Genomic DNA, 23,357 nt, shown 5'->3' with positions numbered 1-23,357 from the left:
ATCACTTCCAGAGGTTGGCCGAGGACGTGCCGGGGCCCTTGTGGATTTGGCTGGTGCTGATCAGGAGGCCGAAGGTCAGGCTGTCCGGGGAGGACTTCGAGGCCAAGATGACCTTCTGCGCCTCGGACTGGTCGACCGCCAGCGTGAGCAGGGTGCGCGGCAGTGTCTCGGTGGAGACGTTGCCGGCCTCGTCGGTGGTCGTCGAGGATGCCTGCACCGGGTCGCCGACGTTGAGGACCAGCACGTTGGACAGCATGAGGGCGGTCTCCTCGTCACCGGAGCCGGCACCGGCACCCAGGCCGCTCACCGTGTGGCCCGGTCCGCCGAGGCCCGTGGCGAAGATCGCGACGTGGGACCCCGGGTAGACGTTGCCCGCGACCCGGTCGGGGTCGGAGAGCTGCACCGTGACGGCGATCATGCCCTTCGGGATCGGCAGGTTGCTCGTCGCCGCGATCGAGCTGTTGTTGGCGGTGAACTGGGCGGCGATGATCTGCTGGCCGGGGTAGATCGCCCCTGCCGCGAACTTGCCCTTCAACGCTGTCGTAGACGACTCGTAGCCGTCGTTGAGCTGGCTCTGCGGAACGGGCTGAAGCGAGAGCTTGCCCGCGGCGAGGGCGGTGTCGTAAGACTCGCCCTGGGCGATGTTCTGCGTCGCCTTGAGCACCTCGACGGTGTCGTACTTGCTGTTCGCGCGGTTGTCTGCGCTCTGCACGTAGACGAACACCAGCGCCGTGCCGATCACGGCGACGAACACCGCGAGAATGAGGAGCAACTTGCGTCGGTCCATGGCCGATCTACCTTTCGCTCGGACATCTGCCGTCCGGCGGGTGGCGGGTTGGCAGTACAGGTGGCGCGAGGGTCCGTCTCACTGGACTTGGAGCACTGGTTCGAGGCGGAACTCGCGAGACAGATGGTAGGTAAGGGAACAGGGCGCTCGTGGGCTTTTGGCAAAGAAACCCGGGCTCCGCGAAACCTCTGCGGACGCTGGCCCGGGCCGGTAGTTTGCCCCCCTTGCGGGACGAGTCCGCCTCCTCGTTGAGTTGGCCAACTCAACGGACTAGCGGAAGAGGGCGGCGATGTCGTTCTTGTGCTCGCGGAGGACGACGTTGCGCTTGAGCTTGAGGCTGGGGGTGAGCTGGCCGGCCTCCTCGGTCCAGTCGCCCGGGAGGATCGTGAACGCGCGGATCGACTCGGCGCGTGAGACGGCGGCGTTGGCCTCGTCGATCGCGCGCTCGACCTCGGCACGCAGGTCCGGGTCGTCGACGTTCGCCGCGACGCCGCCACTCTTGCCGTGCGCCTTGGCCCACTCCGGGAAGCTCTCGGGGTCGATCGTGACGAGCGCGGCGATGAACGGCTGGCCGTCGCCGACGACGAGGCACTGGCTGACCAGGACGTGTGCGCGGACGCGGTCCTCCAGCAGGGACGGCGAGACGTTCTTGCCGCCGGCCGTCACGAGGATCTCCTTCTTGCGTCCCGTGATCCGGACGTAGCCCTCGTCGTCGATCTCGCCGACATCGCCGGAGTGGAACCAGCCGTCGGGCTCGAGCACCTCGCGGGTGGCCGCCTCGTCGCGCCAGTACCCGGCGAAGACCTGGCCGCCGCGGAACAGCAGCTCGCCGTCCTCGGCGACGCGTACCTGGGTCCCTGGGAGGGGCTGGCCGACGGTCCCCACCTTGAGGGCGTCGGGACGGTTCACGGTGACCGCCGCGGTCGTCTCGGTGAGCCCGTAGCCCTCCAGGACCGTCACGCCGATGCCGCGGTAGAAGTGGCCGAGCCGGTCGCCCAGCGGCGCGCCGCCCGAGACGGCGAACCGGCACCGGCCGCCCAGCGCCGCGCGGAGCCGTCCGTAGACGAGCCTGGAGAAGGCCGCGTGCCGCGCTCGGAGCGCGACCGGGACCTTCCCGCGCTCCAGCGCGCGGGAGTAGGCGATCGCGGTCTCGGCCGCCCGGTCGAAGACCCCGCCCCGGCCCTCGGCCGTCGCGCGTTGCGAGGCGTTGTTGAACACCTTCTCGAACACCCGGGGCACGGCGAGGAGGAACGTCGGACGGAACTCCCCGAGGTCGGGCACGAGCCTGGTGACGTCCGAGCTGTGACCGAGCCTGACCCGGGCCTTGACCGCGCCGATCTGGACGATGCGCGCGAACACGTGCGCCAGCGGCAGGAAGAGGAGCGTCGAGGCGTCCTCCGCCTCGAACAGCTCCGCGAGCTCGGGCACGGCCACGCCCAGCTCGACCATGAAGTTGCCGTGCGTGAGCTCGCAGCCCTTGGGGCGTCCGGTCGTGCCCGAGGTGTAGATCACCGTCGCGAGGTCGAGCGGGGTCGCGGTCGTGCGCCGAGCCTCGAGCTCGACGTCGGTGATGTCCCCACCGATCCGCCGCAGCACCTCCACGGCGTTGTCGGCCAGGGACCACACGTGGTGCAGCTCGGGCAGGCCCGTCCGCCGCTCGGCCACGCGGGCGGTGTGCTCGGGACCCTCGGCGACCACGGCCACGGCCCCGGAGTCGCCGAGGATCCACTCGACCTGGTCGGCCGAGGACGTCTCGTAGACCGGCACCGTCACCGCACCCGCGAACCAGATCGCGTAGTCGACCAGGGTCCACTCGTAGCGTGTCTTGGAGATCAGGGCGACCCGGTCGCCCACTCCGACGCCCGCGGCGACCAGTCCCCGGGCGACCGCACGCACCTCGTCGAGGAACTCCGCTGCCGTGACCGCCGCCCATCCCTGGGGGGTACGGCGTGAGAAGACCACGGCGTCCGGGGCCTCGGCGGCATTGGCCACGACGTCGTCGGTGAGGTTGCCGGTCGCCGGGATCTCGACGTCCATCGGTGCGGCGAACTCACGCACACTGCCTCCCAGGCTGGCTCGACGCTTGGTCAGGGTCCTGCGTGGGGAGGTTACCGCCGGATGCTCCCACGCCAATCCGATAGTCTCGCCAAGGTTTCCAGCCGAGCCCGAGGGGGTCCCGATGGCCGACCAGACCACGTCATCGATCGTGATCGACGCCTCGCCCAGCGAGGTGATGGCGGTCATCGCCGACTTCTCGTCCTACCCCACGTGGGCCAAGGGCGTGACGACCGCCGACGTGCTCTCCGCGGGCGGCGACGGCCGCGCGGAGCAGGTGTTCTTCAAGCTCGACGTGTCGCCGATCAAGGACGAGTACACGCTGGCCTACGAGTGGTCGGGCGACGACGAGGTCACCTGGACCCTCGTCGAGGGGAAGATGCTGCGTGCCCTCGACGGTGCCTACGTGCTGGCCGACCAGGGTGACGGAACCACCGACGTCACCTACCGGCTCGCCCTCGATGTGTCGATCCCGCTGATCGGGATGCTCAAGCGCAAGGGCGAGAAGATCCTGATCGACACCGCGCTGAAGGGCCTGAAGAAGCGGGTCGAGGGCCTGGCCTGACCCGTGCGGATCCTGCTGTTCACCGGCAAGGGAGGCGTTGGGAAGTCCACCGTGGCCGCGGCCACGGCGGCCCTCGCCGCCGAGACGGGCCGACGCACGCTCGTCCTCTCGACCGATGCCGCCCACTCCCTGGCCGACGCGTACGGCGTGACGGCCGGCGGCGAGCCGGAGCAGGTGGCGCCCGGGCTCCACGTCCACCAGGTCGACGCCCAGCGCCGGTTCGAGGAGTCGTGGGCCGACATCCAGGGCTACCTGCTCTCGGTCCTCGAGGTCGCCGGCGTCGACCCGGTCGCCGCCGAGGAGCTCACGGTCGTACCGGGAGCCGAGGAGATCCTGGCCCTGCTCGAGCTGCGCCTGCACGCGCGGTCGGGGGAGTGGGACGCGGTCGTCGTCGACTGCGCTCCCACCGCCGAGACGCTGCGGCTGCTGGCGCTGCCCGAGGCGCTGGGCTGGTACATGACCCGGGTCTTCCCGGTCGAACGGCGCGTGGTCAGGGCCCTCAAGCCGGTGCTCTCGCGCGCGGCCGGGATCCCGATGCCGGACGACGACGTCTTCTCCGCGGTGCAGCGCCTGCATGCCGAGCTCGACGAGGTGCGGGAGCTACTGACCGGGCCGGACGCCGGCGTGAGGCTGGTCCTCACCCCCGAGCAGGTCGTGCTGGCCGAGGCGCGACGCAGCTTCACCACGCTCTCGCTGTTCGGCTACCGCGTCGACGGAGTGGTCGCCAACCGCGTCTTCCCGGCCGACGCCGCCGACCCCTGGCGCGCGGGCTGGGTGGCGGCGCAGACGGCGGTGCTGGCGCAGGTCGAGGAGTCGTTCGCCGGGCTGCCCCTGTGGTGCTCGGAGTACCGGCCAGCCGAGCCGGTCGGGCTGTCGGAGCTGCGAGACGTCGCCCGTGGGCTCTACGGCGACGCCGACCCGCTCGCCGTACCGGCCGGGCCGGAGCCGCTGCGCATCACTGCGACCGCCGGGGGCGCCGTGCTGTCCCTGCGCCTGCCGTTCGTCGGTCGCGAGGACGTCGACCTGGCCCGTGACGGCGACGACCTCGTGGTGACCGTCTCGTCGTACCGTCGGCTGCTCACCCTGCCGAGCAGCCTGGCCCGGCACCGCCTGGCGGGTGCCAGGGTCGAGGGCGGGGAACTCCAGGTGCGGTTCACCGACGCCGCCCACGGATGACGCGGTTGCCGGAATCCCGGACTTCGGCAGCCCCCGATGTCACGATGCAACCATGGGGGAGCCGCGCGGTGATCGACTCGTCCGGGCGGCACCGTTGGGGCTGCTGGCCCTGGCCCTGGCCTGGATCACCACCAAGGCGGCCGCACGCATCGACGACCCCGACGACTGGTGGCACCTGCGCCTCGGCAACGACCTGATCCACCAGCACTCGCTGTCGGCACCACACCACTGGTCGACCTTCGCCGACCAGTCCTGGGTCCCCACCGAGCCCCTGCCGGAGATCGTCTCGGCCCTGGTCGACCGCTGGCTGGGGCTGCCTGGCCTGGCCTGGCTCTTCGGCCTCTTCCTGATCCTGGTCACCGTCTCGCTGTACGTCGTCAACCGGCAGCGCGCGGCCGCCCTGCCCGCGGTGGTCGTCACCGTGCTGGCGTTCGTGCCGATGTACGGCGCCCTCTCGTCGCGGCCGCAGCTGGTCAGCTTCGTGCTGATCCCGGTGCTGCTGGGTGCGTGGTTCCGCTCCGAGGAGGACCTGCGCCCTCGGTGGTGGCTGGTGCCGCTGTGCTGGTTCTGGTCGCTGTGCCACGGCTTCTGGTTCATCGGCGTCGCCTACGGCTTCGCGGGCGTCGTGGCCGTCATCGTCAGGCGCCGGGCGACGACGCGCCAGGTGGCCTCGCTGGCGGGGGTCGCGGTCGCATCGCTCGCCGTGGTGCTCCTCAACCCGATCGGGCTCGGCGTGCTCCAGGCGCCGTTCGCGGTCAACGGTGGGGCGAAGTACATCACCGAGTGGCAGCACCCGCACCCGCTGACGCCCGAGCCGCTCGGGGCCTGGCTGATGATCGCCCTCACGCTGCTGGTCTGGGGGATCACCCGTCGCGGCGTCACGACGTACGGCGTCCTGCTGCTGCTCAGCGCGGTGTTCTGGGCGTGGTACGCCGAGCGCACCGTGATCGTCTCCGCGCTCGTGTCCGCGCCGGTGCTCGCCGGTGCCCTCGACGCCCTGCTCCGTCCCGCGCGAGCCGACGACAGGGCCGACGACAGGGCCGACGACAGGGCGGATGGTCAGGCGGACGCGCTGAGCAGACCGGGTCGGCCGGGCCGACCGGAACGTCTGGTGATCGGCGTCGCGGCCGCGCTGTCCCTCGTGGGCCTGGCGATCGCCGTGCCGCACACCTCGAGGCTGCCCGGGTCGGTGCCGCTCGCCCTGGACGCGCGGCTGGACCGCGAGCCGCCCGGCAGCCCGGTGCTCAACGACTACGCACTCGGCGGCTGGATCGCGTGGCGCCATCCCGATCTCAACCAGTACATCGACGGCCTAGCCACGCCGTACTCACCCCGGCACGACGAGGACTTCCACACCATCGAGAACCAGGGACCTGGGTGGTACCGCCTGGTCGAGCAGTCCGGTGCCCAGCTGGCGTTGGTCGAGTCGGACACGACGCTCCGGCAGGCTCTCGAGCGGCGAGGCTGGCGAGACGACGGCTCGGACGCGGGGTACGTCCTGCTTGTCACACCGATCTACAACTGAGCCGTCCAGGGTGCCGGTCGGGCGTCGCGTCGCCCGCCGTATCGTCATCTCACGTCGCGCCCGGGCAGGCAGCTCGCACCGGGTCGGGCGACCAGTCAGGAGCGAGACGGCGTGAGCGAGACCGAAGACGAGCAGGAGGCCGTCGGCAGCGTCGCCGACGAGGCGATGAAGCTGCTCGGCGCCCTCTCGGGGTGGGCCAAGGAGCACGGTGACGGGTTCGGCGCCCTGTCCGACGAGCTCCACGCGCACCTGTCCACCGACGCTCCCGAGTGCACCTGGTGCCCGGTCTGCCGGGTCGTCGCCGCTGTCCGGGAGACAAGTCCCGAGGTGCGCTCCCACCTGACCAGCGCGGCCACGTCGCTGGCCGCGGCCGTCTCGGGGATGCTGTCGACGCAGCCGCCCCGCGACACCGGCGTCGAGAGGATCGACCTCGACGACGAGTGGCCGGAGGGGCCCGAATGAGCCTGGCGTGCGGCATCGACGTCGGGGGCACCAAGATCGCCGGCGGCGTCGTCGACGAGCACGGGACGGTCGTGGAGGAGCTCCGCGTCGAGTCGCCGGCCACCGACGCCCACGCCATCGAGGCGGCGATCGAGCAGCTGGTGACCGAGCTGCGCACCCGACACCCGATCGAGGCCGTCGGCGTGGGCGCTGCGGGATACATCGACAAGTCGCGGGCGGTGGTGCTCTTCGCCGCCAACCTCGCCTGGCGCGACCTCGACCTCAAGTCCGACCTCGAGCACAGGCTCGGGCTCCCCGTCGTCGTCGAGAACGACGCGAACGCCGCCGCCTGGGGCGAGTTCCAGTACGGCGCGGGTCACGACGTCGACGACCTCCTGCTGGTGACCGTGGGCACCGGGGTCGGGGGCGGTGTCGTGCTCGACGGGTCGCTCTACCGCGGGGCGTTCGGCGTCGGCGCCGAGATCGGCCACATGCGCGTCGTGCCCGACGGTCTGCTGTGCGGCTGCGGCAACCTGGGCTGCTTCGAGATGTACGCCAGCGGATCGGCGCTGGTCCGCGAGTCCCGCGCCGCCGCCCGATCCGGCTCCCGCCTGGCCGCCGATCTGGTCGCGCGGGCGGGCGGCGACCCGGAGGCGATCACCGGGCCGTTGGTGACGGAGGCGGCCGGCGAGGGCGACCCGTTCGCCATCGAGCAGCTGGCGTCGCTGGGGCACTGGCTCGGCGAGGGCATCGCCTCGCTGACCGCGGTCCTCGACCCCGCTGTCGTGGTGATCGGCGGCGGCGTCAGCGCCGCCGGCGACCTGCTGGTCGAGCCTGCCCGGGCGGCGTTCGCGGCACAGCTCACGGGTCGAGGACATCGGCCCATGCTCGAGATCCGCAAGGCACGCCTGGGCAACCATGCCGGGCTGATCGGCGCCGCCGACCTCACCCGGCACTGACCCGGGGCCGCACCCTGGCTAGAGCCTGGCTCCGTCGTCGTCGGGGTCGCGAGGCTCCATCGTCGCCACCAGGTAGCCGAACGATGCGATGAACGCCACCACCAGGGCCACGCTGAGGATGCCCGGCAGGGCGTAGTCGAGCAGGTTGACCAGCACCAGCAGGAGCGGCGCGGCGACCAGCCCGACCCAGGCCAGCCGGCGTTCCGGCGAGATGACCGCAGGGGGCGGCAGTGGCGGCGGGGTGAACGCCTCGTCGTCCCCGAGGTCCGGGCCCGGCACCACGGGCGGGACGAACGGGTCCGGCTGCTCGAGCGGGGTGGTGAGCTCGACCAGGCCGGTGACGTCGGGCACGTCGCCGTAGTGGTCGACGATCTCGCGCCAGGCGAGCTCATCGGCCTGCGAGCGGTCGCCCGCCTCGTCGTCGCGCATGCTCACGACCCCAGAGTAGGCGCCACTGCCTCAGGCGTCGGCCGCGGTCACCCGGGCCACGAACTCCGCGGACTCGGCGAAGATCCGGTCGGCGTCGTTGTCCAGGGTCGCGACGTGGTAGCTGTTCTCGAGCATCCGCTCCTCGACGTCCTTCGACGAGACCCCGCGCAGCACGGTCGACGACGACGACGCGTCGATGACGTGGTCGTCCGAGGACCGGAAGTAGAGCAGGGGCTGGGTCACCCGCCTCAGCTCGGGAACGACGACCTTCCACATGTCGGTGACGGTGGACAGGCCCTTGAGGGGGAGCCGATCGTAGCCGTGCTCGTCCTGGCCGGGCTTCTTGACGTCGTTCACGACCCCGCGCAACGAGGGAATCACGCGCTTCATGACCGGCAGGACCGCGAGCTCCTTGCGCGTGCTGGAGACGAACGGGTTGACGAGCACGACGCCGGCGATCTGGTCACCGCGCATCTCGGCCAGCCGCAGCACGACCGAGCCGCCCATCGACAGGCCACCCACAACGACGGCGTCGCAGCTGCCGCGCAGCCGGTCCAGCGCGGCCTCCGCCTCGGCGTACCACGCGGTCCAGGAGACGGCGTTGAGGTCCTTCCACTGCGTGCCGTGGCCGGGCAGCAGTGGGACCTCGACGGCGTACCCGCGCTCGGCAAGGGCGTGTGCCCACGGCTTGAGCGAGGCCGGGGACCCGGTGAAGCCGTGCACCAGCAGCACCCCGACCGACCGGCCGCCGGAGCGCTCCGGTCGCGCGGGGAGGGTGAGCGGCGCCGTCGGGTACTGGTGGGAGGGGACCTCGGCCATGCCCGGAATCCTTGCGCACCCGAGGCGCCTTGTCAGGAGCCCATGGTCCCCAGGAGGGTCGGCCACGAGGGCCGCGGGGGTCGCCGACCGGTGCGCGACAAGCACTAGGGTTGGGCCTCAGCCCCGGCGCATGCCTGAGCGAGGCCCGAACGAGGGGAGTACGGGGTGCTCTACTGGTTCCTCAAGTGGATCGCGCTCGGTCCGTGGCTGAAGGTGGTCTTCCGCCCCCACGTCGAGGGCGCCGAGAACGTTCCGGACTCCGGCCCGACGATCCTGGCTAGCAACCACCTCTCCTATGCCGACTGGCTGTTCATGCCGCTGACTCTGCCGCGGCGCGTCACCTTCGTCGCGAAGGCGGAGTACTTCACGACGCCCGGGGTCAAGGGCTGGCTCCAGAAGAAGTTCTTCTCCGGCGCCGGACAGGTGCCGATCGACCGGTCGGGCGCGAGTGCCGCCGAGGGTGCCCTGGCCTCGGCCCGTCGGATCCTGGGCGAGGGCGACCTGTTCGGCATCTACCCGGAGGGCACCCGCTCGCACGACGGCCGTCTCTACCGCGGCAAGACCGGGGTCGCCCGGCTGGCTCTCGAGACCGGTGTGCCCGTGATCCCGGTGGCGGTCCTGGGCACCGACGTGGTGGCGCCGCCGGGCAAGAAGTTCGGCTCCTTCACGCGCCCCGGCGTGCGCTTCGGCGCCCCGTTGGACTTCTCGCGCTACGAGGGCATGGAGAACGACCGCTACATCCTGCGGGCCATCACCGACGAGATCATGTACGAGATCATGCAGCTCTCGGGCCAGGAGTACGTCGACATGTACGCCGGGAAGGCCAAGGAGCTCTCGCAGAAGTCGGCTGCCGAGGCGAAGCGCGCCGAGCGCGAGGGGCGCGAGGACCACGCCGACCCCGGCCAGCAGAAGCAGGCGTCCTGACCGCGTCCGGTCGCACCGGGCTCACCCCGGGACTGCTCAGACCGGCCCGTCCCACCGAGCCGGCCGCGATCGCGGTCGAGGACCGGATGTACCGCTGGCTGGCGGTCCTGCGGTTCGTGCTGGTCGCCAACACGGTCGGGCTCAGCAGCTACCGCGGCGACTTCGACCACGCGGTCGCCGGGTCCCTCGTGGTGGCGGCCCTGGTGGCGTGGACCTTCCTGATCAGCTGGGTCTACTACTCGTTCGCCCGGCGGACGACGGCGTGGGTCGTCGCCGACCTGGTGGTCGCCCTGGCCGCGATCGCCGTGACACCGGCGGTCGAGGCGGCGGGCTTCCACTCGACCGTGCCGGGCTTCTGGGTCATCGCGGCGATGTTCGCCTGGGCCATCCACTGGCGGTTCTACGGCGGGCTCGCGGCGGCGTTGCTGCTCTGCGTCGACGACGTGGCCACCCGTCAGTACCTGTCGGAGACGACGTACGGCGACCTGTTCCTGCTCCTGATCGGCGGGCCCATCGTCGGGTTGATGGTGGACTCGCTGCTCCGCTCCGCGTCGCGCACCGCCGCGGCGGAGCGCACCGCGGCGGCTGCCCTCGAACGCACCCGGCTCGCTCGCGCGGTGCACGACGGGGTGCTCCAGGCGTTGGCCCTGGTGCAGCGCCGGGCGCCCGAGCTCGGTGCCGACGGGGCGCAGCTGGCGCGCCTGGCCGGCGAGCAGGAGCAGGCGCTGCGCTCGCTGATCCGGCGGCAGGATGCCGTGGGCACGGTCAGCGGCACGGTCGACCTGGTGGGCTCCCTGTCGGCGCTCGAGGCCCGGCCCGGCATCACGGTGGCGGGCCCGCCACCGGGCGCCGTACCCGTGGCCGCGGAGCGGGCCACCGAGGTGGTGGCCGTCGTGGCGGCCGTCCTGGACAACGTCGCGGCCCACGTCGGCGTGGACGCGCCGGCGTGGGTGCTGCTGGAGGCGACGGCGGACGACGTCCGGGTCTCGGTGCGCGACGAGGGGACGGGCATCCCATCCGGCCGGCTCGAGGAGGCCGAGCGTCAGGGCCGCCTCGGTGTCGCGTCCTCGATCCGCGGCCGGGTCGCCGAGCTCGGCGGAGTGGCCGAGGTCACGACGGGGCCCGAAGGCACCGAGTGGGAGCTCACCTTCCCCCGCTGACCCTGGCTTGCCGTCGACGAGCCGTCCTCCCAGGCGCTGCCCGGCGCCGAGAGGTCGGACACGGCGGTTCCGTAGGCTTCTCGGCGTGACGATCCACGCCGAGCACCCGTTCCGCGACCCGGACCCCGACCCCGTGCGCCGGTTCCGCGGTCGCGTCGGCGGGACGGTCAGCTTGTGGACGGCGGGGGGCGGCGAGGAGCGCGCGGGGCTCACGGTCAGCTCGTTCCTGGTCGCGGCGGGCGAGCCGGCTCGCGTGCTGGGGCTGCTCGATCCCGACGCCGACCTCACCGATCGCCTGGTCGAGTCCGGCGTGGCCGTCGTCCAGCTGCTCGGCTGGGTCCACCGTGAGCTGGCCGACGTCTTCGGGGCCAACGCGCCGGCACCCGGCGGGATGTTCCGGCAGGCCGAGTTCGTCGAGACGTCGTGGGGGCCGCGCCTGGCGTCGGCGCACACCTGGGCCGGAGTACGCCTGGAGTCTCGGCAGGACGTCGGGTGGTCGACGCTGGTGACCACGCTCGTCGAGCACCTCGAGGTCGCCGGCGAGGGCGAGGAGGAGAACGACGAGCCGCTGCGGCACCACCGCGGCCGCTACGCGCGTTAGGGTCGCCGCATGTCCGACGGGGTGGGCGAGCCCGCGCTCCGGGTCATGGTCGTCGACGACCACCCGATGTGGCGCGACGCGGTCGAGCGCGACCTCCAGGCCGCCGGCTTCGACGTGGTCGCCGTCGCCGCCGACGGCAACCAGGCGATCGCCCGGTTCCGCGCCGCCCGCCCCCAGGTCGTCGTGCTCGACCTCCAGATCCCCGGTCCGGGCGGCGTCGAGGTGACCGCTGACGTCCTGGGCCACGACCCCTCCGCCCGCGTGCTGGTGCTATCCGCCTCCGGCGAGCAGGACGACGTACTGGAGGCCGTCAAGGCCGGTGCGACGGGGTACCTCGTCAAGTCCGCGTCGCGGTCCGAGCTCGTCGATGCCGTACGGCGCGTCGGCAGCGGCGACTCCGTGTTCACGCCCGGTCTCGCCGGCCTCGTGCTGGGGGAGTTCCGTCGCATGACCGGCTCCTCGAAGGAGCCGGGGCCGGACCACGAGCTCACCGCCCGCGAGACCGAGATCCTCAAGATGGTGGCGAAGGGGATGAGCTACAAGCAGATCGCCGACCGGCTGGTGCTCTCGCACCGCACTGTGCAGAACCACGTGCAGAACACCCTGCGCAAGCTTCAGATGCACAACCGGGTGGAGCTGACGCGCTACGCCATCGAGCACGGCCTGGACGACGTCGACGACGATGACCGTGACGATGACGGTGACGGTGACGATGACCGTGACGATGACGCCGCCCACCACGCGTGAGTCGGTGTTCCGGCCCGCCACCGGCGAGGACGCCGACGCCCTGACCGACCTGGAGCGCGACACCGACCTGGTCGCCCTCGGGCACGTCTTCGGGGGCCTGCCGTATCCCAACGACGAGGTCCGGGCCCGCTGGACGGCGCTCCTCGCCGACGACACCGTCCACGTCGAGGTCGCCGGGCCGCCGGACCGGCTGGAGGTCTATCTCGCCTGGGACGACGGGTCGCCGGGGCGCCTGCGACACCTCGGGGTGCGGCCCGAATGCTGGGGGACCGGGCGGGCACGGCGGGCGGTCGAGCGCGCGGTGGGCGTGCGTCGGCTGTGGGTGCTGCGCGACAACGCACGCGCCCGCGGGTTCTACGAGCACCTCGGCTGGAGGCCCACCGGGCTGGAGCAGGAGGCGGAGTGGCCGCCGTACCCGACCGAGGTGGAGTACGCCCGATGAGCGACCAGCTGCTCGAGATCGCCGACACGCTCTACGCCCTGCCGATGGCTGAGTTCACGCCCGCCCGTGACGCGCGAGCCAAGGAGCTGAAGGCCGACCGGGAGCTCTCCGCCGCCGTCAAGAGACTCAAGAGGCCGTCGGTGGCCGCGTGGGTGGTCGACCTCTTCGTACGCCGCGACGCGGGCCAGGTCGAGCAGCTGATCGAGGTCGGAGACGCGCTGCGCGAGGCCCAGCAGGGCATGGACGGCGCCGAGCTGCGTGCCCTCACCCGGCAACGGCGACAGCTCACCGCGGCGGTGACCCAGCAGGCGCGCAGCCTGGCGGTCGACGAGGGCGTCAAGGTCACCCAGGCCGTGGCCGACCAGGTCGAGGCGACGCTGACGGCGGCGCTGCTCGACCCGGAGTGCGCCAGGGCGGTGCGCAGCGGGCTCCTCGTCGCCGCGCTGGCCTCGACGGGCGTCGACCAGGTCGACGTGGCGGCCGCGGTCGCCGTACCCGAGGCGCTGGGATTCTCGGCGTCGCCGACCACCGGTGACGCGCGGTCGGGGTCGTCGGGGCCGCCCGGGCCGCCGGACCTGCACGTCGTACCCCGGGACGCGAAGGAGCGCCGACGCGAGGAGGCGGAGGCGGCCCTGGCCGAGGCCACGGAGGTAGCCGACGAGACGGCGCCGGCGCTGGCCGAGGCCGACCGGGTGGTCGCGGAGCTCCAGGCCCGCAGCCTCCAGCTCCAGTCCGAGATCGACGAGGTCCGGCGCAGGCTCTCCGAGCTGGAGTCGTCGGCCGAGGAGACCGACGACGAGCTCGAGGAGGCCGAGGAGTCACAGGGTGAGGCGCGGGCGGCCCACGACGCCGCGGTCAAGGCACGCGACACCGCTCAACGCGCCCTCGACAAGCTCACCTGAGGCGATAGTACGGATCAGCAGACTGGTCATCTGCTGCCCGTCACCAGTCCTGTGATCCGTACTATCGCCTCAGTCGGTGGCCCAGGCCAGGGAGCGACGGACGGCCTCCTGCCATCGCGCGTACGCCGCGTCGGCTGCGGCTCGTGCGGCCGGGTCGCCGGACGGCTCGAAGCGGGCATCGAGCGCCCAGGTCTCGCGCAGGTCGTCGGTGGTGTCCCAGATCCCGGCGCCGAGCCCCGCCAGGAACGCCGCGCCGAGCCCGGTCGTCTCGACGATCTCGGGCCGCTCCACCGGCACGCCGAGCTGGTCGGCCTGGAGCCGGCACAGCAGGTCGTTCGCGGCGGCCCCTCCGTCCACGCGCAGGGGCGAGGAGTCGGCGCCCGGCATCGTGGCGACGACGTCGCGCACCTCGAAGGCGATGGCGTCGAGGGTGGCCCTGACGAGGTGGGCGCGGGTCGTGCCGCGGGTGATCCCGAGGACCGTGCCGCGGGCTCGGGGGTCCCAGTACGGCGCGCCGAGGCCGGTCAGCGCCGGCACGAAGACGACTCCCTCGGAGGAGTCCACGGTGGCGGCGACAGCCTCGGTCTCCGCCGCGGAGCCGACGATCTGGAGGCCGTCTCGGAGCCACTGCACAGCGGCCCCGGTCACGAAGATCGCGCCCTCGAGCGCGTAGACCAGCTCACCGCCGGGTGGTCGCCATGCCGCGGTCGACAGCAAGCCGGCGTCCGACCGCTCGAGGGAGCCTCCGGTGTTGGTCAGGATGAACGAGCCCGTGCCGTAGGTGCACTTGGTGTCCCCGGCGTCGAAGCAGGTCTGCCCGAACAGCGCCGACTGCTGGTCGCCTGCCATCCCGGCGATCGGCAGCTCCAGACCACAGAACGACGCCGGGTCGGTGGTCGCGATCTCGCCCCAGTTGGGCACCAGCTCGGGCAGGGAGTCGGTGGGCACGCCGAACAGCTCGCACAGCTCGCCGGACCACCGCCCGGTCGACAGGTCGAGCAGGAGGGTCCGGCTCGCGTTGGACACGTCGGTGACGTGCCAGGTGCCACGGGTCATCCGGGCGACGAGATAGGAGTCGACCGTTCCGACGGCGTACCGGCCGGCCTCGACCAGGGCCCAGGTGTGCGGCTCGTTCTCCCGCAGCCAGGTCAGCTTGGTGCCGGAGAAGTAGGGGTCGAGTCGGAGCCCGGTCAGCTCGGTGACGCGGTCCTCGTGGCCGTCGTCGCGCAGCCGCTCGCAGATGGCTGCCGTGCGCCGGTCCTGCCAGACGATGGCGCGTCGTGGCGAGCCCAGGGTCTCGCGGTCCCACAGCACGACGGTCTCGCGCTGGTTGGTGATGCCGACCGCCCGCAGCTCGGCGACGTCGTACGACGAGAGGGCCGCGCGGGTGGCCTCGAGCGTGGCCTGCCAGATCTCCTCGGGCGCGTGCTCGACCCAGCCGGGCTTGGGGAAGTGCTGCGCGAACTCCTGGTAGCCGCGGGCGGCGATCCGGCCCTCGCCGGTCACGACCAGCGCGGTGACGCCGGTGGTGCCGGCGTCGATGGAGAGCACGCTCATGCGCGGCCCTGCGGAGGCTCCGTCGCGGGGTGGTCCGGCGTACCGGGTGCGCCCTCGGTGGCGTCGCGCAGCCGGTCGAGGATCTGTTGGTCGATCCAGGCGCCGGCGGGATCCACGCGCATCTCGTAGTTCTCGGTGCCGGCCCAGCCTCCGAGGTCGTCGTGGCCGAGCTCGTGGACCCGCCGCTCGATCTCCGTGGCCAGCTCGGGGGTGATCTCGACCTGCTCGGACTCGGTGGACGCCGTGAGGTAGAGGTCGTTGAGGTCGAGCAGGCGGGCCAGCTCGGTGACGGGGTCGGCATGGTCGTCGACCCGCAGGTCGACCGCGATGTCGTCGCCCCCGCCGTACCCCGCGCCTTCCTGGACCACCAGGAGGGCGGCCGACTGGCGTCCGCGTCGGTCGCCGCCGGCGTCGTCGCCCGCGGCGAGCGCGGCCAGCAGTCGCCGCGCCAGGGGCTCGTCTGGGTCGCTGGCCTCGAACGCGTCCTGCATCGCTGCCACCACGAAGTCGCCCGCCAGGATGTTGCCCTGGATCGCATAGCCCTCGCCGGTCGCGCTGCCGGCCCACTCGAGGCAGGCGTGGCCGGTGTGACTGGCCGCTCCGCCGTCGATGTCGACGATGCCGACCTGTCGGTCGTCGCGGCCGTCGTCCTCCTCGAGCAGTCGCTGGAGAGCCACCGAGGCCGTGGCGCCCTCGTCGAGGTGGGACAGGGCCAGGCCCTTGTAGGCGACGTTCGCGTCGGCCTGGGTGGCGACGGCTCCGACTCCCGCAACAGCAGCGGGGACCACCGCTCCCACGGCCAGGAACTTCGAGGCGACGGCCACGCCCCAGGACTCACCGTCGGTGGACCGCGCCACGATGGAGAACGTCATGGCGTCACCGTATCGACATCACTTGCCCTCAAGCCGACATGAAGTTGGAGGATGCAGTCGTGCTTCAGCGACTCGGGTTCCCAGACGTGGGAGCGCACCGCCGCTTCGTCTCCGCGCTCGCGATCGACGCGCTGGGCAGTGGCATCTGGATGCCGCTGTCGCTGCTCTACTTCCTCCACGAGACGTCGCTGTCGCTGGTCCGGCTCGGGCTGGCGATGACGGTCGCGAACGCCGCGGCGTTCGTGGTCGTGCCCTATCTCGGGGTGCTGGTCGACCGGTGGGGCCCGAGGGTCGCGATGCAGGCGGGCAACGCGGGCGCGGCCGCGGCCTTCCTGCTCTACCCCTTCGCCCACTCCCTGCCGAGCGTCACCGTCCTGGTCTTCTGCGCGACCGTGACGCGCCAGGCGTTCTGGAGCGCCCTGGGCCCGATGGTCACGCTCGTGAGCAGCTCGGGGGAGCGCGAGCTCTGGTTCGGCTTCCTGCAGGCGATGCGCAACGCCGGGTACGGCGTCGGCGGCGTGCTCTCGGCGGTCGCGCTCACGATCGGCTCCGGGGCGGCGTACCAGTCCGTCGTGGTCGCGAACGCCGTCTCCTACGTCGTGGCCCTGCTGCTGATGCTGGGCGTCGCCGTCGGCGGCCGGCCCCTCTCCTCGACCATCACCGGCCATCGCGTGCGGGGGAGCGCCTGGGTCGCGTTCTCCGACCGCGGCTACCGCACCTTGATCGCGGTGATCTTCTGCTACGCCCTGGCCACGATGACGCTGAACGTCTCGATGCCGGTCTACTTCGTGGACTCCCTGGGCCTGCCTGGCTGGACTCCGGGCACGGTCTTCGTGATCAACACCGTCATGATCGGGGTCGGCCAGGGGCTCGTCGTCCGGGCGATGACCGGCTCGGTCCGCCGCCGGGTGCTCCAGGCGGCGGTGGCCTTCACGGTCGCGTCGTATGCGATGTTCTACGTCGCGCACGCGCTCTCGGTGGTCGGCGGGGTCGCGCTCGTGCTGGTCGCGGCGCTCGTCTACACCCTGGCCGAGATGACCGCCGGGCCGGTCGTCGCGGCCCTGTCGGCCGAGACGCCGCCGCCCGACCAGCGCGGCCGCTACATGGCGGCCACCCAGCTGGCGTGGAGCGCGTCGGCGGCCGTGGCCCCCTTGCTCTACTCCTGGCTGCTCGACCTCGGCCCGCTGGCCGCCTGGGGCGGCCCGGCCCTGGTCTGCCTGCTGTGGCTGCTGCTGATCGAGGTCCTGGCGCGCCGGATGCCGCAGGTACGTCGTCCGGTGACCAACCTCGCCGAGCCGGAGACCGCCATCGAGGCAGTTCCGCCGGACCCCGCGCGAACTCTCCCCTTGGCCCGCGACCCGGACGGTTGACGCTGCCGTCCACCCGACCCCTAGGCTGACGGCTGCCCTTGTAACGATCCAACGTCCCAGGGTCGGCTCGCAGGGTGGACTCGCAGGGTCGACGTGGAGGTCAGGAGTCAGCATGCGGATCGGAGTGCTCACCGGCGGAGGCGACTGCCCGGGGTTGAACGCGGTGATTCGCGCGGTGGTCCGCAAGGGCGTCGCGGTGCACGGCTTCGAGTTCGTCGGGTTCCGCGACGGGTGGAAGGGGCCGCTGGAGGGGCTGACGATGGAGCTCGGGATCGCCCAGGTGCGCGGGATCCTGCCGCGCGGCGGCACCATCCTCGGGTCGAGCCGCACCAACCCCTTCAAGATCGAGGGGGGCGTGGAGCGGATCAAGGACAACCTCGCCGGGGCCGGGGTCGACGCGCTGGTCGCGATCGGCGGTGAGGACACCCTCGGTGTCGCCACCAAGCTGGCCGACCTCGGTGTGCAGGTCGTCGGCGTGCCCAAGACGATCGACAACGACCTGTCGGGGACCGACTTCACCTTCGGCTTCGACACCGCGGTCAACATCGCCAGCGAGGCCATCGACCGGCTCCACACGACGGCCGAGTCGCACCACCGGGCGCTGGTCGTGGAGGTGATGGGGCGCCACGCCGGCTGGATCGCGCTGCACGCCGGCATGTCCGGGGGGGCGAACGTCGTGCTCATCCCCGAGGTGCCGTTCGACATCGACGAGGTCTGCGAGCTGGTCCGCAAGCGCTTCGAGACGCAGTACGCGCCGATCATCGTCGTGGCCGAGGGCGCCGTACCGCGCGAGGGCGGCGACATGTCACTGGTCTCCGGCGAGGTCGACTCGTTCGGGCACGTGCGGCTGGGTGGGATCGGTGACCGCGTCGCCGCCGAGATCGAGCAGCGCACCGGCGCGGAGGCCCGCGCCGTGGTCCTGGGTCACGTCCAGCGCGGCGGCACGCCCTCGGCGTTCGACCGCTGGCTGGCGACCCGCTTCGGCCTGCACGCCATCGACGCGGTCGCCGAGCAGGCGTTCGGCACGATGGTCGCCCTCCGCGGCGCCGACATCGTCCGCGTCCCGCTCATCGAGGGCACCGGCGAGCTCAAGCTGGTCAGCCCCGCCGAGTACGCCGAGGCGGAGGTCTTCTTCGGCTGACCCTCCCTCGCCCCCGGTCGCCCCTGACCCAGACAGGTAGTCCCTGACAGAAGTGTCCTGAGCGGGCTCGTCCGACGACGTTTCTGTCAGGGACTACCCCCCGCAGGGCCGCCTCGTAGAGGGGCCGCTGGTCTCAGCTCGCGCGATGCCGGTAGCGGAGGAGTCGCTGACGCTGGCTCTCGGTCAAGCGCCTGCGCTGCTCGACGGTGAAGGTCGGGATCCACCAGGAGGGCAGCGCGAGGGTCCATCTCCGGTCGAAGGCGGCCTGTCTCTCGGCGCGCGCGTAGGCCTGACGGAGCCGAGCCAAGAAGGAGAACGGGTCCACAAGATCTCCGGCTAGCATCTCGACCGTCTCGAGACCGACGGCCCGGAAGCGGGCCTCCCGCACGACATCTCTGGAGCGCTGGGCGCCCGACAAGTGAACGGCACCGCTGTACTCACCGACGACGCCGGAACCTGGATCGATGAGATCGGGTGTGCCGACATGGTTCCCGGCGCGGTCGAAGACCGGATGGTTGCAGAGGGGGCGAGGCAGACCCGCCTCCTTGCGCCACACCCCGCGCATCGCCACCTCGGTCGGCGACCACGCGTTCTCCTCCATCTCCGATGCCGCCAGTCGCGATCGCTCCATTCCGGTCCAGCCGGCGTTCACCCGGATGAAGGCGCGCAGCTCGCTCGCGGAGACCAGGTCGGAGTACGCCGCCATGTCGGCGGCCTGGACCGCTTCGGTGTCCGACGCGGCGTATCGCATCTCGAAGAACAACGACCTGAGCGGCGTGGTCACCCGCAGACCTCGGTACGCCGTCAGCTCCGTCGGGTCCATGCGTTCCTCGCTGGTCGCGATGCCGTGGCGAAGCTGCGAACGGATCGAGCGGTCGGCCACCGCCAAGGTGACCGGTCGCCGTTCACGCCCGCCGCGCCGGAGGCCCTCGAACCAGACGCCGCCGAGCCACCGCAGAGCAGCCCAGCCGGAGACGCCGCCGTAGGTGGGGAGTGCCGCAGCGGCCTCGACGATCCGCTGTTCGGTGGTGACCTGGACGTCCGCCGGGACGTAGAGCCCGTGACTGCTGCGGCGCCACTTCGGCCCACTGGCCTGAGCCGGCGTCGGGCCGCCGCCGACGCCGTTTCGAGCGAGCCGCACCGGCCAGGTGAGGTCGTCCGGCAGACCCAGCGGACGAGGCCCGGGCTCCGAGGTCGGCATGTGCCCATGCTCTCGGGCCCACGGCGTTCCTCGCTGGCGCTCTCCACAAGGCCCCCGACAGCGGGGTAGTCCCTGACAGAAGTGTCGCGAAACGGTGGCGGCGACGACATTTCTGTCAGGGACTACCCCAACCTTCAGGGGAGGGAAGGAGCAGGTGCAGGATCAGGGGAGCAGGACGAGCTTGCCGGTGGTGTGTCCGGTGGCGATCTGGCGATGGGCCTCGGCGGCCTCCGCGAGGGGATACGTCGCGGAGACCATGACGCGGAGCGTGCCGGCCCCGGCGAGGGCGGCAAGGTCCGCGCGTGCGGCATCTCGGATGTCGTTGCCAGGGTCGGCGCCGGGGCCTCCGCCGAGCAGCCGGACGCCCTCGCGCGGGCCGCGTGCGAAGTTCGCGATCGTGGCGATCCGAGCCCGGTCGGCGACCAGCTCCAGCGAGACGTCCATCGCCTCGTCGGTGCCGACCAGGTCGACGGCGGCGTCGATGCCGTCGGGCGCGATGGCGCGCACCCGGTCAGCCAGGCCCGCGCCGTACTCCACCGGCTCCGCTCCCAGCTCGCGCAACAGAGCGTGCTGGCGCGCGCTGGCCGTGGCGACGACCCGGGCCCCCCGCAGTCCTGCCAGTTGGACGGCGGCCAGTCCGACGCCGCCGGAGGCACCGTGCACGAGCACGGTGTCGCCGGCCGCGACGCCGGTCGCGACGAGCGTGTGCGTCGCGGTGGCGCCGGCCAGCATCAGCCCGCCGGCCTCGGGCCAGCCCAGAGCGGGCGGCTTGCGGGTGAGCGTCGTGTCGTCGACGACGAGGTCGCCGGCGTAGGCGCCGCTGGCCCGGAACACGATGACCTCGTCGCCCACCGACGCCGATGCCCCGGGGCCCACCCCGGTCACGACCCCCGCGGCCTCGTAGCCCAGTGGCAGCGGCAGGCGTGAGGGGTCGCCGTCGTTGCGGTAGCTCTTGACGTCCGCCGGATTGACTCCCGCCGAGCGCACCGATACCCGAGCCTGGCCGGGCCCCGGGTCGGGCACCTCGACGTCGTCGACTCGAAGATTCTCCGGGCCGCCGTACCCGGCAGCGACGACACGACGGCTCCGCAGGCTCATGGACGTCAACGTAGCCCGCCAGCGGAGGCGCTCGTCGCGACCAGGCCGACGAGGCCACGGCTGTCCGGGTGGCGTCGTCGGTGCGAGGGGGCGGCGTGGCGCGCCGTACCCTGGTGCGGTGACCATCCCCGACCTGGAGTCGCTGCACGCCCTCGGCGCGTCGCAGCAGCCGGCGTACGACGACCCGGCCGCCGTCGACGCCGCGGTCGCGCGGCTGCGCACCCTGCCGCCGCTGGTCTTCGCGGGGGAGTGCGACGAGCTCCAGGCCAAGCTCGGCGACGTCGCGCACGGCAGGGCGTTCCTGCTCCAGGGCGGCGACTGCGCCGAGACGTTCGTGGGCTCGACCGCCGACAACGTCCGCAACAAGCTGCGGGTCCTGCTCCAGATGGCCGTCGTGCTCACCTACGCCGCCTCCGTGCCCGTGGTGAAGCTGGGCCGCCTCGCCGGCCAGTATGCGAAGCCGCGCTCCTCCGACCTCGAGACACGCGAGGGCCTGACCCTTCCGGCCTACCGCGGCGACGCCGTCAACGGCTTCGACTTCACCGCCGAGGCGCGCCGTCCCGACCCGCAGCGACTGATCGAGGCCTACCACTCCAGCGCCTCGACGCTGAACCTCGTGCGCGCCTTCGTCACCGGCGGCTACGCCGACCTGCGGCAGGTCCACACCTGGAACACCGACTTCGTGTCGAACTCGCCGGTCGGCAAGCGCTACGAGAAGGTCGCCGACGAGATCGACCGGGCCATGCGCTTCATGGCCGCGATCGGCGCCGACCCCGACGAGTTCCACCGGGTCGACTTCCACACCTGTCACGAGGCGCTGATCTTGGAGTACGAGCACGCGCTGACCCGTATCGACAGCCGCACCGGCAACCCTTACGACGTGTCGGGTCATTTCGTGTGGATCGGCGAGCGCACGAACGACCTGCAAGGCGCACACGTCGAGCTGCTCAGCCGGGTGCACAACCCGATCGGGGTCAAGGTGGGCCCCCGCTCGAGCGCCGACGACCTGATCGCCCTGGCGGCTCGGCTCAACCCCGACAACGTCGCCGGGCGCCTGACCTTCATCACCCGGATGGGCGCGGGCCGGATCACGCAGGCGCTGCCGGCTCTGGTGGAGAAGGTCACCGCGGCCGGGCTGGAGGTGGCTTGGGTATGCGACCCGATGCACGGCAACACCTTCGAGTCCTCCACCGGCCACAAGACGCGCCGGTTCGACGACGTGATCGGCGAGGTCCAGGGCTTCTTCGACGTCCATCGGTCACTCGGTACGTGGCCGGGCGGCATCCACGTCGAGCTCACCGGCGACGATGTCACCGAGTGCGTCGGCGGCGGCGAGGAGGTCACCGAGGTCGACCTCAACTCCCGCTACGAGTCGGTCTGTGACCCCAGGCTCAACCGCGTCCAGTCCCTGGAGCTGTCCTTCCTGGTCGCCGAGATGCTGCGTACGGCGTAGCCCCGCGTTCCCCCGTTGAGTGGCGACTTCCAACCCGTTGAGTGGTGCATTTCAACCGGTTGAGATGCGGGTCTCTGTTGACACCGCGGCGGAAAGTCGCCACTCAACCGGTTGAAAGTCGCCACTCAACGAGGCGGCCTTTGCTCAGCCTGCTTTGCCGAGCAGGAACACCTCGCTGATCGCGGTGTCGTTGCGGGCCGCTCGGCCCTTCCCGGGGGCGGAGACCGAGAGGATGCGGAGCCGGACCGTCTGGGTCGTGACCGGCTTGATCGGGGTCTGCTGAAGGTCGCGGTCGAACCCCAGGTGCTGGGTGACGCTGCTGCCGTCGTCGAACACCCACTGCACCGACAGCACGCGCCGGTTGCCGTGATACCAGTCGAAGGACCTGCCGCCCGAGTAGGCGATCTTGGAGTAGCCGTTCACCAGTCCGACTCGGAGCAGGCGGGTCGGCTGGTCGAGCCGGAAGGTGAGCAGTGTGCCCGTCGCGGCTCCCGGGGTGCGCCAACAGGTGTCGTTGCGGCCGTCGACCATGTTCTCGGCGACGTAGGTGACCGGCCGTCCGGCGAAGTCGACGCCGGCCGGAGCGTGCCGCGGAGCGGAGGCCCGAGCCAGGCCCGCGACGTTCGTGGGTGGACCCTTCACCGTCGTCGACGGCGTGGTCGACGACGAGCTCGTGGACGACGGCGAGCCCGACCCGGCCGACGTGTCGGACGAGGGGCCGGGCGAGTGGTGGCGGCGCACGATCGGCGCGCTGGACGCGGCACCTCCCGTGTCGCCACCCCCGTGCAGGAGCAGGAAGCCCCCGGCGACCAGCACGACGACTAGCGCGGCGGCGGCGGCGATCCACAGACCGGGTCCCGCGCGGTGCGAGTGCCGCGCCGGCGGCTGGTACGCCGCGCCGCTCGGCGCCGGTCCCGGGGACGGCGCCGCACTCGGCTGCGCCACGGCGTAGGCCGGCGCCGAGACGTCGTAGACGCGCTCGGCGGTGTCGGTGGCCAGTGGCACGACTCGGGGGTTGGTGGGCTCGGTGCCGAGCTGGGCTCCGCAGTTGGTGCAGAAGCGGCCGCCGCTGACGGAGGGAGTCCCACACTGGGCGCACCGCTCAGTCTGGCCGTCCATGGGCGCAAATCTAG

At 72.0% G+C, this 23,357-nt stretch carries 23 protein-coding genes; 14 read left to right on the top strand and 9 right to left on the bottom strand.

Annotated elements, in window-relative coordinates:
- Position 1: 1 nt before the first annotated feature.
- Together cpaB and VHW64_RS08320 are read right to left on the bottom strand one after the other, a co-directional pair.
- On the bottom strand, positions 2-787 hold the full coding sequence (cpaB, locus tag VHW64_RS08325; RefSeq protein ID WP_329650062.1) for a Flp pilus assembly protein CpaB: 786 nt from the start codon (positions 785-787) through the stop codon (positions 2-4).
- A 270-nt stretch (positions 788-1,057) separates the two neighbouring features.
- Positions 1,058-2,845, bottom strand: coding sequence for an AMP-dependent synthetase/ligase (locus VHW64_RS08320; protein WP_329650061.1), 1,788 nt, complete (start codon positions 2,843-2,845; stop codon positions 1,058-1,060).
- Between the two features lie 121 nt (positions 2,846-2,966).
- Here VHW64_RS08320 and VHW64_RS08315 point away from each other — a divergent pair, with 121 nt between their 5' ends.
- From VHW64_RS08315 to VHW64_RS08295, 5 genes are all read left to right on the top strand, one after another.
- Positions 2,967-3,407, top strand: a complete 441-nt coding sequence (locus tag VHW64_RS08315) for an SRPBCC family protein (RefSeq protein ID WP_329650060.1) — start codon at positions 2,967-2,969, stop codon at positions 3,405-3,407.
- Positions 3,408-3,410: 3 nt separating this feature from the next.
- Positions 3,411-4,583 carry an ArsA family ATPase gene (locus VHW64_RS08310; RefSeq protein ID WP_329650059.1) on the top strand — a complete coding sequence of 391 codons (1,173 nt, stop codon included), beginning with the start codon at positions 3,411-3,413 and terminating at the stop codon, positions 4,581-4,583.
- Between the two features lie 52 nt (positions 4,584-4,635).
- Positions 4,636-6,108 (top strand): hypothetical protein, encoded by a 1,473-nt coding sequence (locus VHW64_RS08305; protein ID WP_329650058.1) that lies wholly within the window; start codon positions 4,636-4,638, stop codon positions 6,106-6,108.
- A gap of 111 nt (positions 6,109-6,219) precedes the next feature.
- Positions 6,220-6,570, top strand: coding sequence for a hypothetical protein (locus VHW64_RS08300; protein WP_329650057.1), 351 nt, complete (start codon positions 6,220-6,222; stop codon positions 6,568-6,570).
- Positions 6,567-7,508 carry an ROK family glucokinase gene (locus VHW64_RS08295; protein ID WP_329650056.1) on the top strand — a complete coding sequence of 314 codons (942 nt, stop codon included), beginning with the start codon at positions 6,567-6,569 and terminating at the stop codon, positions 7,506-7,508. Before VHW64_RS08300 ends, VHW64_RS08295 begins: the two co-directional genes overlap by 4 nt.
- A gap of 18 nt (positions 7,509-7,526) precedes the next feature.
- On the opposite strand, the gene VHW64_RS08290 is transcribed toward VHW64_RS08295, so the two are convergent.
- Positions 7,527-7,943 (bottom strand): hypothetical protein, encoded by a 417-nt coding sequence (locus tag VHW64_RS08290; RefSeq protein ID WP_329650055.1) that lies wholly within the window; start codon positions 7,941-7,943, stop codon positions 7,527-7,529.
- Between the two features lie 24 nt (positions 7,944-7,967).
- Positions 7,968-8,756 carry an alpha/beta hydrolase gene (locus VHW64_RS08285; protein WP_329650054.1) on the bottom strand — a complete coding sequence of 263 codons (789 nt, stop codon included), beginning with the start codon at positions 8,754-8,756 and terminating at the stop codon, positions 7,968-7,970.
- A gap of 165 nt (positions 8,757-8,921) precedes the next feature.
- Here VHW64_RS08285 and VHW64_RS08280 point away from each other — a divergent pair, with 165 nt between their 5' ends.
- The 6 genes from VHW64_RS08280 to VHW64_RS08255 all read left to right on the top strand — a co-directional run bounded on the left by VHW64_RS08280 (position 8,922) and on the right by VHW64_RS08255 (position 13,532).
- Positions 8,922-9,680, top strand: coding sequence for a lysophospholipid acyltransferase family protein (locus tag VHW64_RS08280; protein WP_329650053.1), 759 nt, complete (start codon positions 8,922-8,924; stop codon positions 9,678-9,680).
- Positions 9,677-10,840, top strand: a complete 1,164-nt coding sequence (gene macS / locus VHW64_RS08275; RefSeq protein ID WP_329650185.1) for a MacS family sensor histidine kinase — start codon at positions 9,677-9,679, stop codon at positions 10,838-10,840. Before VHW64_RS08280 ends, macS begins: the two co-directional genes overlap by 4 nt.
- Before the next feature lie 85 nt (positions 10,841-10,925).
- Positions 10,926-11,441 carry a flavin reductase family protein gene (locus tag VHW64_RS08270; RefSeq protein ID WP_329650052.1) on the top strand — a complete coding sequence of 172 codons (516 nt, stop codon included), beginning with the start codon at positions 10,926-10,928 and terminating at the stop codon, positions 11,439-11,441.
- 9 nt (positions 11,442-11,450) lie between these two features.
- Positions 11,451-12,188 (top strand): response regulator transcription factor, encoded by a 738-nt coding sequence (locus tag VHW64_RS08265; protein ID WP_329650051.1) that lies wholly within the window; start codon positions 11,451-11,453, stop codon positions 12,186-12,188.
- Positions 12,136-12,630 (top strand): GNAT family N-acetyltransferase, encoded by a 495-nt coding sequence (locus tag VHW64_RS08260; protein ID WP_329650184.1) that lies wholly within the window; start codon positions 12,136-12,138, stop codon positions 12,628-12,630. Before VHW64_RS08265 ends, VHW64_RS08260 begins: the two co-directional genes overlap by 53 nt.
- Positions 12,627-13,532 (top strand): hypothetical protein, encoded by a 906-nt coding sequence (locus VHW64_RS08255; RefSeq protein ID WP_329650050.1) that lies wholly within the window; start codon positions 12,627-12,629, stop codon positions 13,530-13,532. The genes VHW64_RS08260 and VHW64_RS08255 overlap by 4 nt, the downstream gene beginning before the upstream one ends.
- Before the next feature lie 69 nt (positions 13,533-13,601).
- Here the strand turns inward: VHW64_RS08255 and glpK are convergent, their stop codons facing one another.
- Together glpK and VHW64_RS08245 are read right to left on the bottom strand one after the other, a co-directional pair.
- Positions 13,602-15,089: a glycerol kinase GlpK gene (gene glpK / locus VHW64_RS08250; RefSeq protein ID WP_329650049.1), complete on the bottom strand. Its 1,488-nt coding sequence runs from the start codon at positions 15,087-15,089 to the stop codon at positions 13,602-13,604.
- Positions 15,086-15,961, bottom strand: a complete 876-nt coding sequence (locus VHW64_RS08245; protein WP_329650048.1) for a DUF1028 domain-containing protein — start codon at positions 15,959-15,961, stop codon at positions 15,086-15,088. The genes glpK and VHW64_RS08245 overlap by 4 nt, the downstream gene beginning before the upstream one ends.
- A 59-nt stretch (positions 15,962-16,020) precedes the next feature.
- Here VHW64_RS08245 and VHW64_RS08240 point away from each other — a divergent pair, with 59 nt between their 5' ends.
- Positions 16,021-17,331 carry an MFS transporter gene (locus VHW64_RS08240; RefSeq protein WP_329650047.1) on the top strand — a complete coding sequence of 437 codons (1,311 nt, stop codon included), beginning with the start codon at positions 16,021-16,023 and terminating at the stop codon, positions 17,329-17,331.
- Positions 17,332-17,443: 112 nt separating this feature from the next.
- A complete protein-coding gene (locus tag VHW64_RS08235) occupies positions 17,444-18,472 on the top strand; it encodes a 6-phosphofructokinase (RefSeq protein WP_329650046.1) in 1,029 nt (342 codons plus the stop codon).
- A 133-nt stretch (positions 18,473-18,605) separates the two neighbouring features.
- Here VHW64_RS08235 and VHW64_RS08230 read toward each other — a convergent pair whose 3' ends face one another.
- On the bottom strand, positions 18,606-19,673 hold the full coding sequence (locus tag VHW64_RS08230) for a hypothetical protein (RefSeq protein WP_329650045.1): 1,068 nt from the start codon (positions 19,671-19,673) through the stop codon (positions 18,606-18,608).
- 162 nt (positions 19,674-19,835) lie between these two features.
- Positions 19,836-20,771 carry an NADP-dependent oxidoreductase gene (locus VHW64_RS08225; protein ID WP_329650044.1) on the bottom strand — a complete coding sequence of 312 codons (936 nt, stop codon included), beginning with the start codon at positions 20,769-20,771 and terminating at the stop codon, positions 19,836-19,838.
- A gap of 118 nt (positions 20,772-20,889) precedes the next feature.
- Here VHW64_RS08225 and VHW64_RS08220 point away from each other — a divergent pair, with 118 nt between their 5' ends.
- Positions 20,890-22,224 carry a class II 3-deoxy-7-phosphoheptulonate synthase gene (locus VHW64_RS08220; protein ID WP_329650043.1) on the top strand — a complete coding sequence of 445 codons (1,335 nt, stop codon included), beginning with the start codon at positions 20,890-20,892 and terminating at the stop codon, positions 22,222-22,224.
- A gap of 144 nt (positions 22,225-22,368) precedes the next feature.
- Here VHW64_RS08220 and VHW64_RS08215 read toward each other — a convergent pair whose 3' ends face one another.
- A complete protein-coding gene (locus tag VHW64_RS08215; RefSeq protein WP_329650042.1) occupies positions 22,369-23,343 on the bottom strand; it encodes a zinc ribbon domain-containing protein in 975 nt (324 codons plus the stop codon).
- Positions 23,344-23,357: the final 14 nt, after the last annotated feature.

It is taken from the genome of Nocardioides sp. (genome assembly GCF_036267815.1).
Classification (GTDB): domain Bacteria; phylum Actinomycetota; class Actinomycetes; order Propionibacteriales; family Nocardioidaceae; genus Nocardioides.
This window is presented reverse-complemented; position numbering and strand designations above follow the sequence as displayed.

Excerpts from the sequence above, each read along its gene's own strand:
- VHW64_RS08260 (WP_329650184.1), top strand. The coding sequence starts at position 12,136 with ATGACGGTGACGGTGACGATGACCGTGACGATGACGCCGCCCACCACG.
- VHW64_RS08235 (WP_329650046.1), top strand. The coding sequence starts at position 17,444 with ATGCGGATCGGAGTGCTCACCGGCGGAGGCGACTGCCCGGGGTTGAAC.
- VHW64_RS08225 (WP_329650044.1), bottom strand. The coding sequence starts at position 20,771 with ATGAGCCTGCGGAGCCGTCGTGTCGTCGCTGCCGGGTACGGCGGCCCG.
- VHW64_RS08265 (WP_329650051.1), top strand. The coding sequence starts at position 11,451 with ATGTCCGACGGGGTGGGCGAGCCCGCGCTCCGGGTCATGGTCGTCGAC.
- cpaB (WP_329650062.1), bottom strand. The coding sequence starts at position 787 with ATGGACCGACGCAAGTTGCTCCTCATTCTCGCGGTGTTCGTCGCCGTG.
- VHW64_RS08295 (WP_329650056.1), top strand. The coding sequence starts at position 6,567 with ATGAGCCTGGCGTGCGGCATCGACGTCGGGGGCACCAAGATCGCCGGC.
- VHW64_RS08245 (WP_329650048.1), bottom strand. The coding sequence starts at position 15,961 with ATGACGTTCTCCATCGTGGCGCGGTCCACCGACGGTGAGTCCTGGGGC.
- VHW64_RS08305 (WP_329650058.1), top strand. The coding sequence starts at position 4,636 with ATGGGGGAGCCGCGCGGTGATCGACTCGTCCGGGCGGCACCGTTGGGG.
- VHW64_RS08285 (WP_329650054.1), bottom strand. The coding sequence starts at position 8,756 with ATGGCCGAGGTCCCCTCCCACCAGTACCCGACGGCGCCGCTCACCCTC.
- VHW64_RS08255 (WP_329650050.1), top strand. The coding sequence starts at position 12,627 with ATGAGCGACCAGCTGCTCGAGATCGCCGACACGCTCTACGCCCTGCCG.
- VHW64_RS08230 (WP_329650045.1), bottom strand. The coding sequence starts at position 19,673 with ATGCCGACCTCGGAGCCCGGGCCTCGTCCGCTGGGTCTGCCGGACGAC.
- glpK (WP_329650049.1), bottom strand. The coding sequence starts at position 15,089 with ATGAGCGTGCTCTCCATCGACGCCGGCACCACCGGCGTCACCGCGCTG.
- VHW64_RS08215 (WP_329650042.1), bottom strand. The coding sequence starts at position 23,343 with ATGGACGGCCAGACTGAGCGGTGCGCCCAGTGTGGGACTCCCTCCGTC.
- VHW64_RS08315 (WP_329650060.1), top strand. The coding sequence starts at position 2,967 with ATGGCCGACCAGACCACGTCATCGATCGTGATCGACGCCTCGCCCAGC.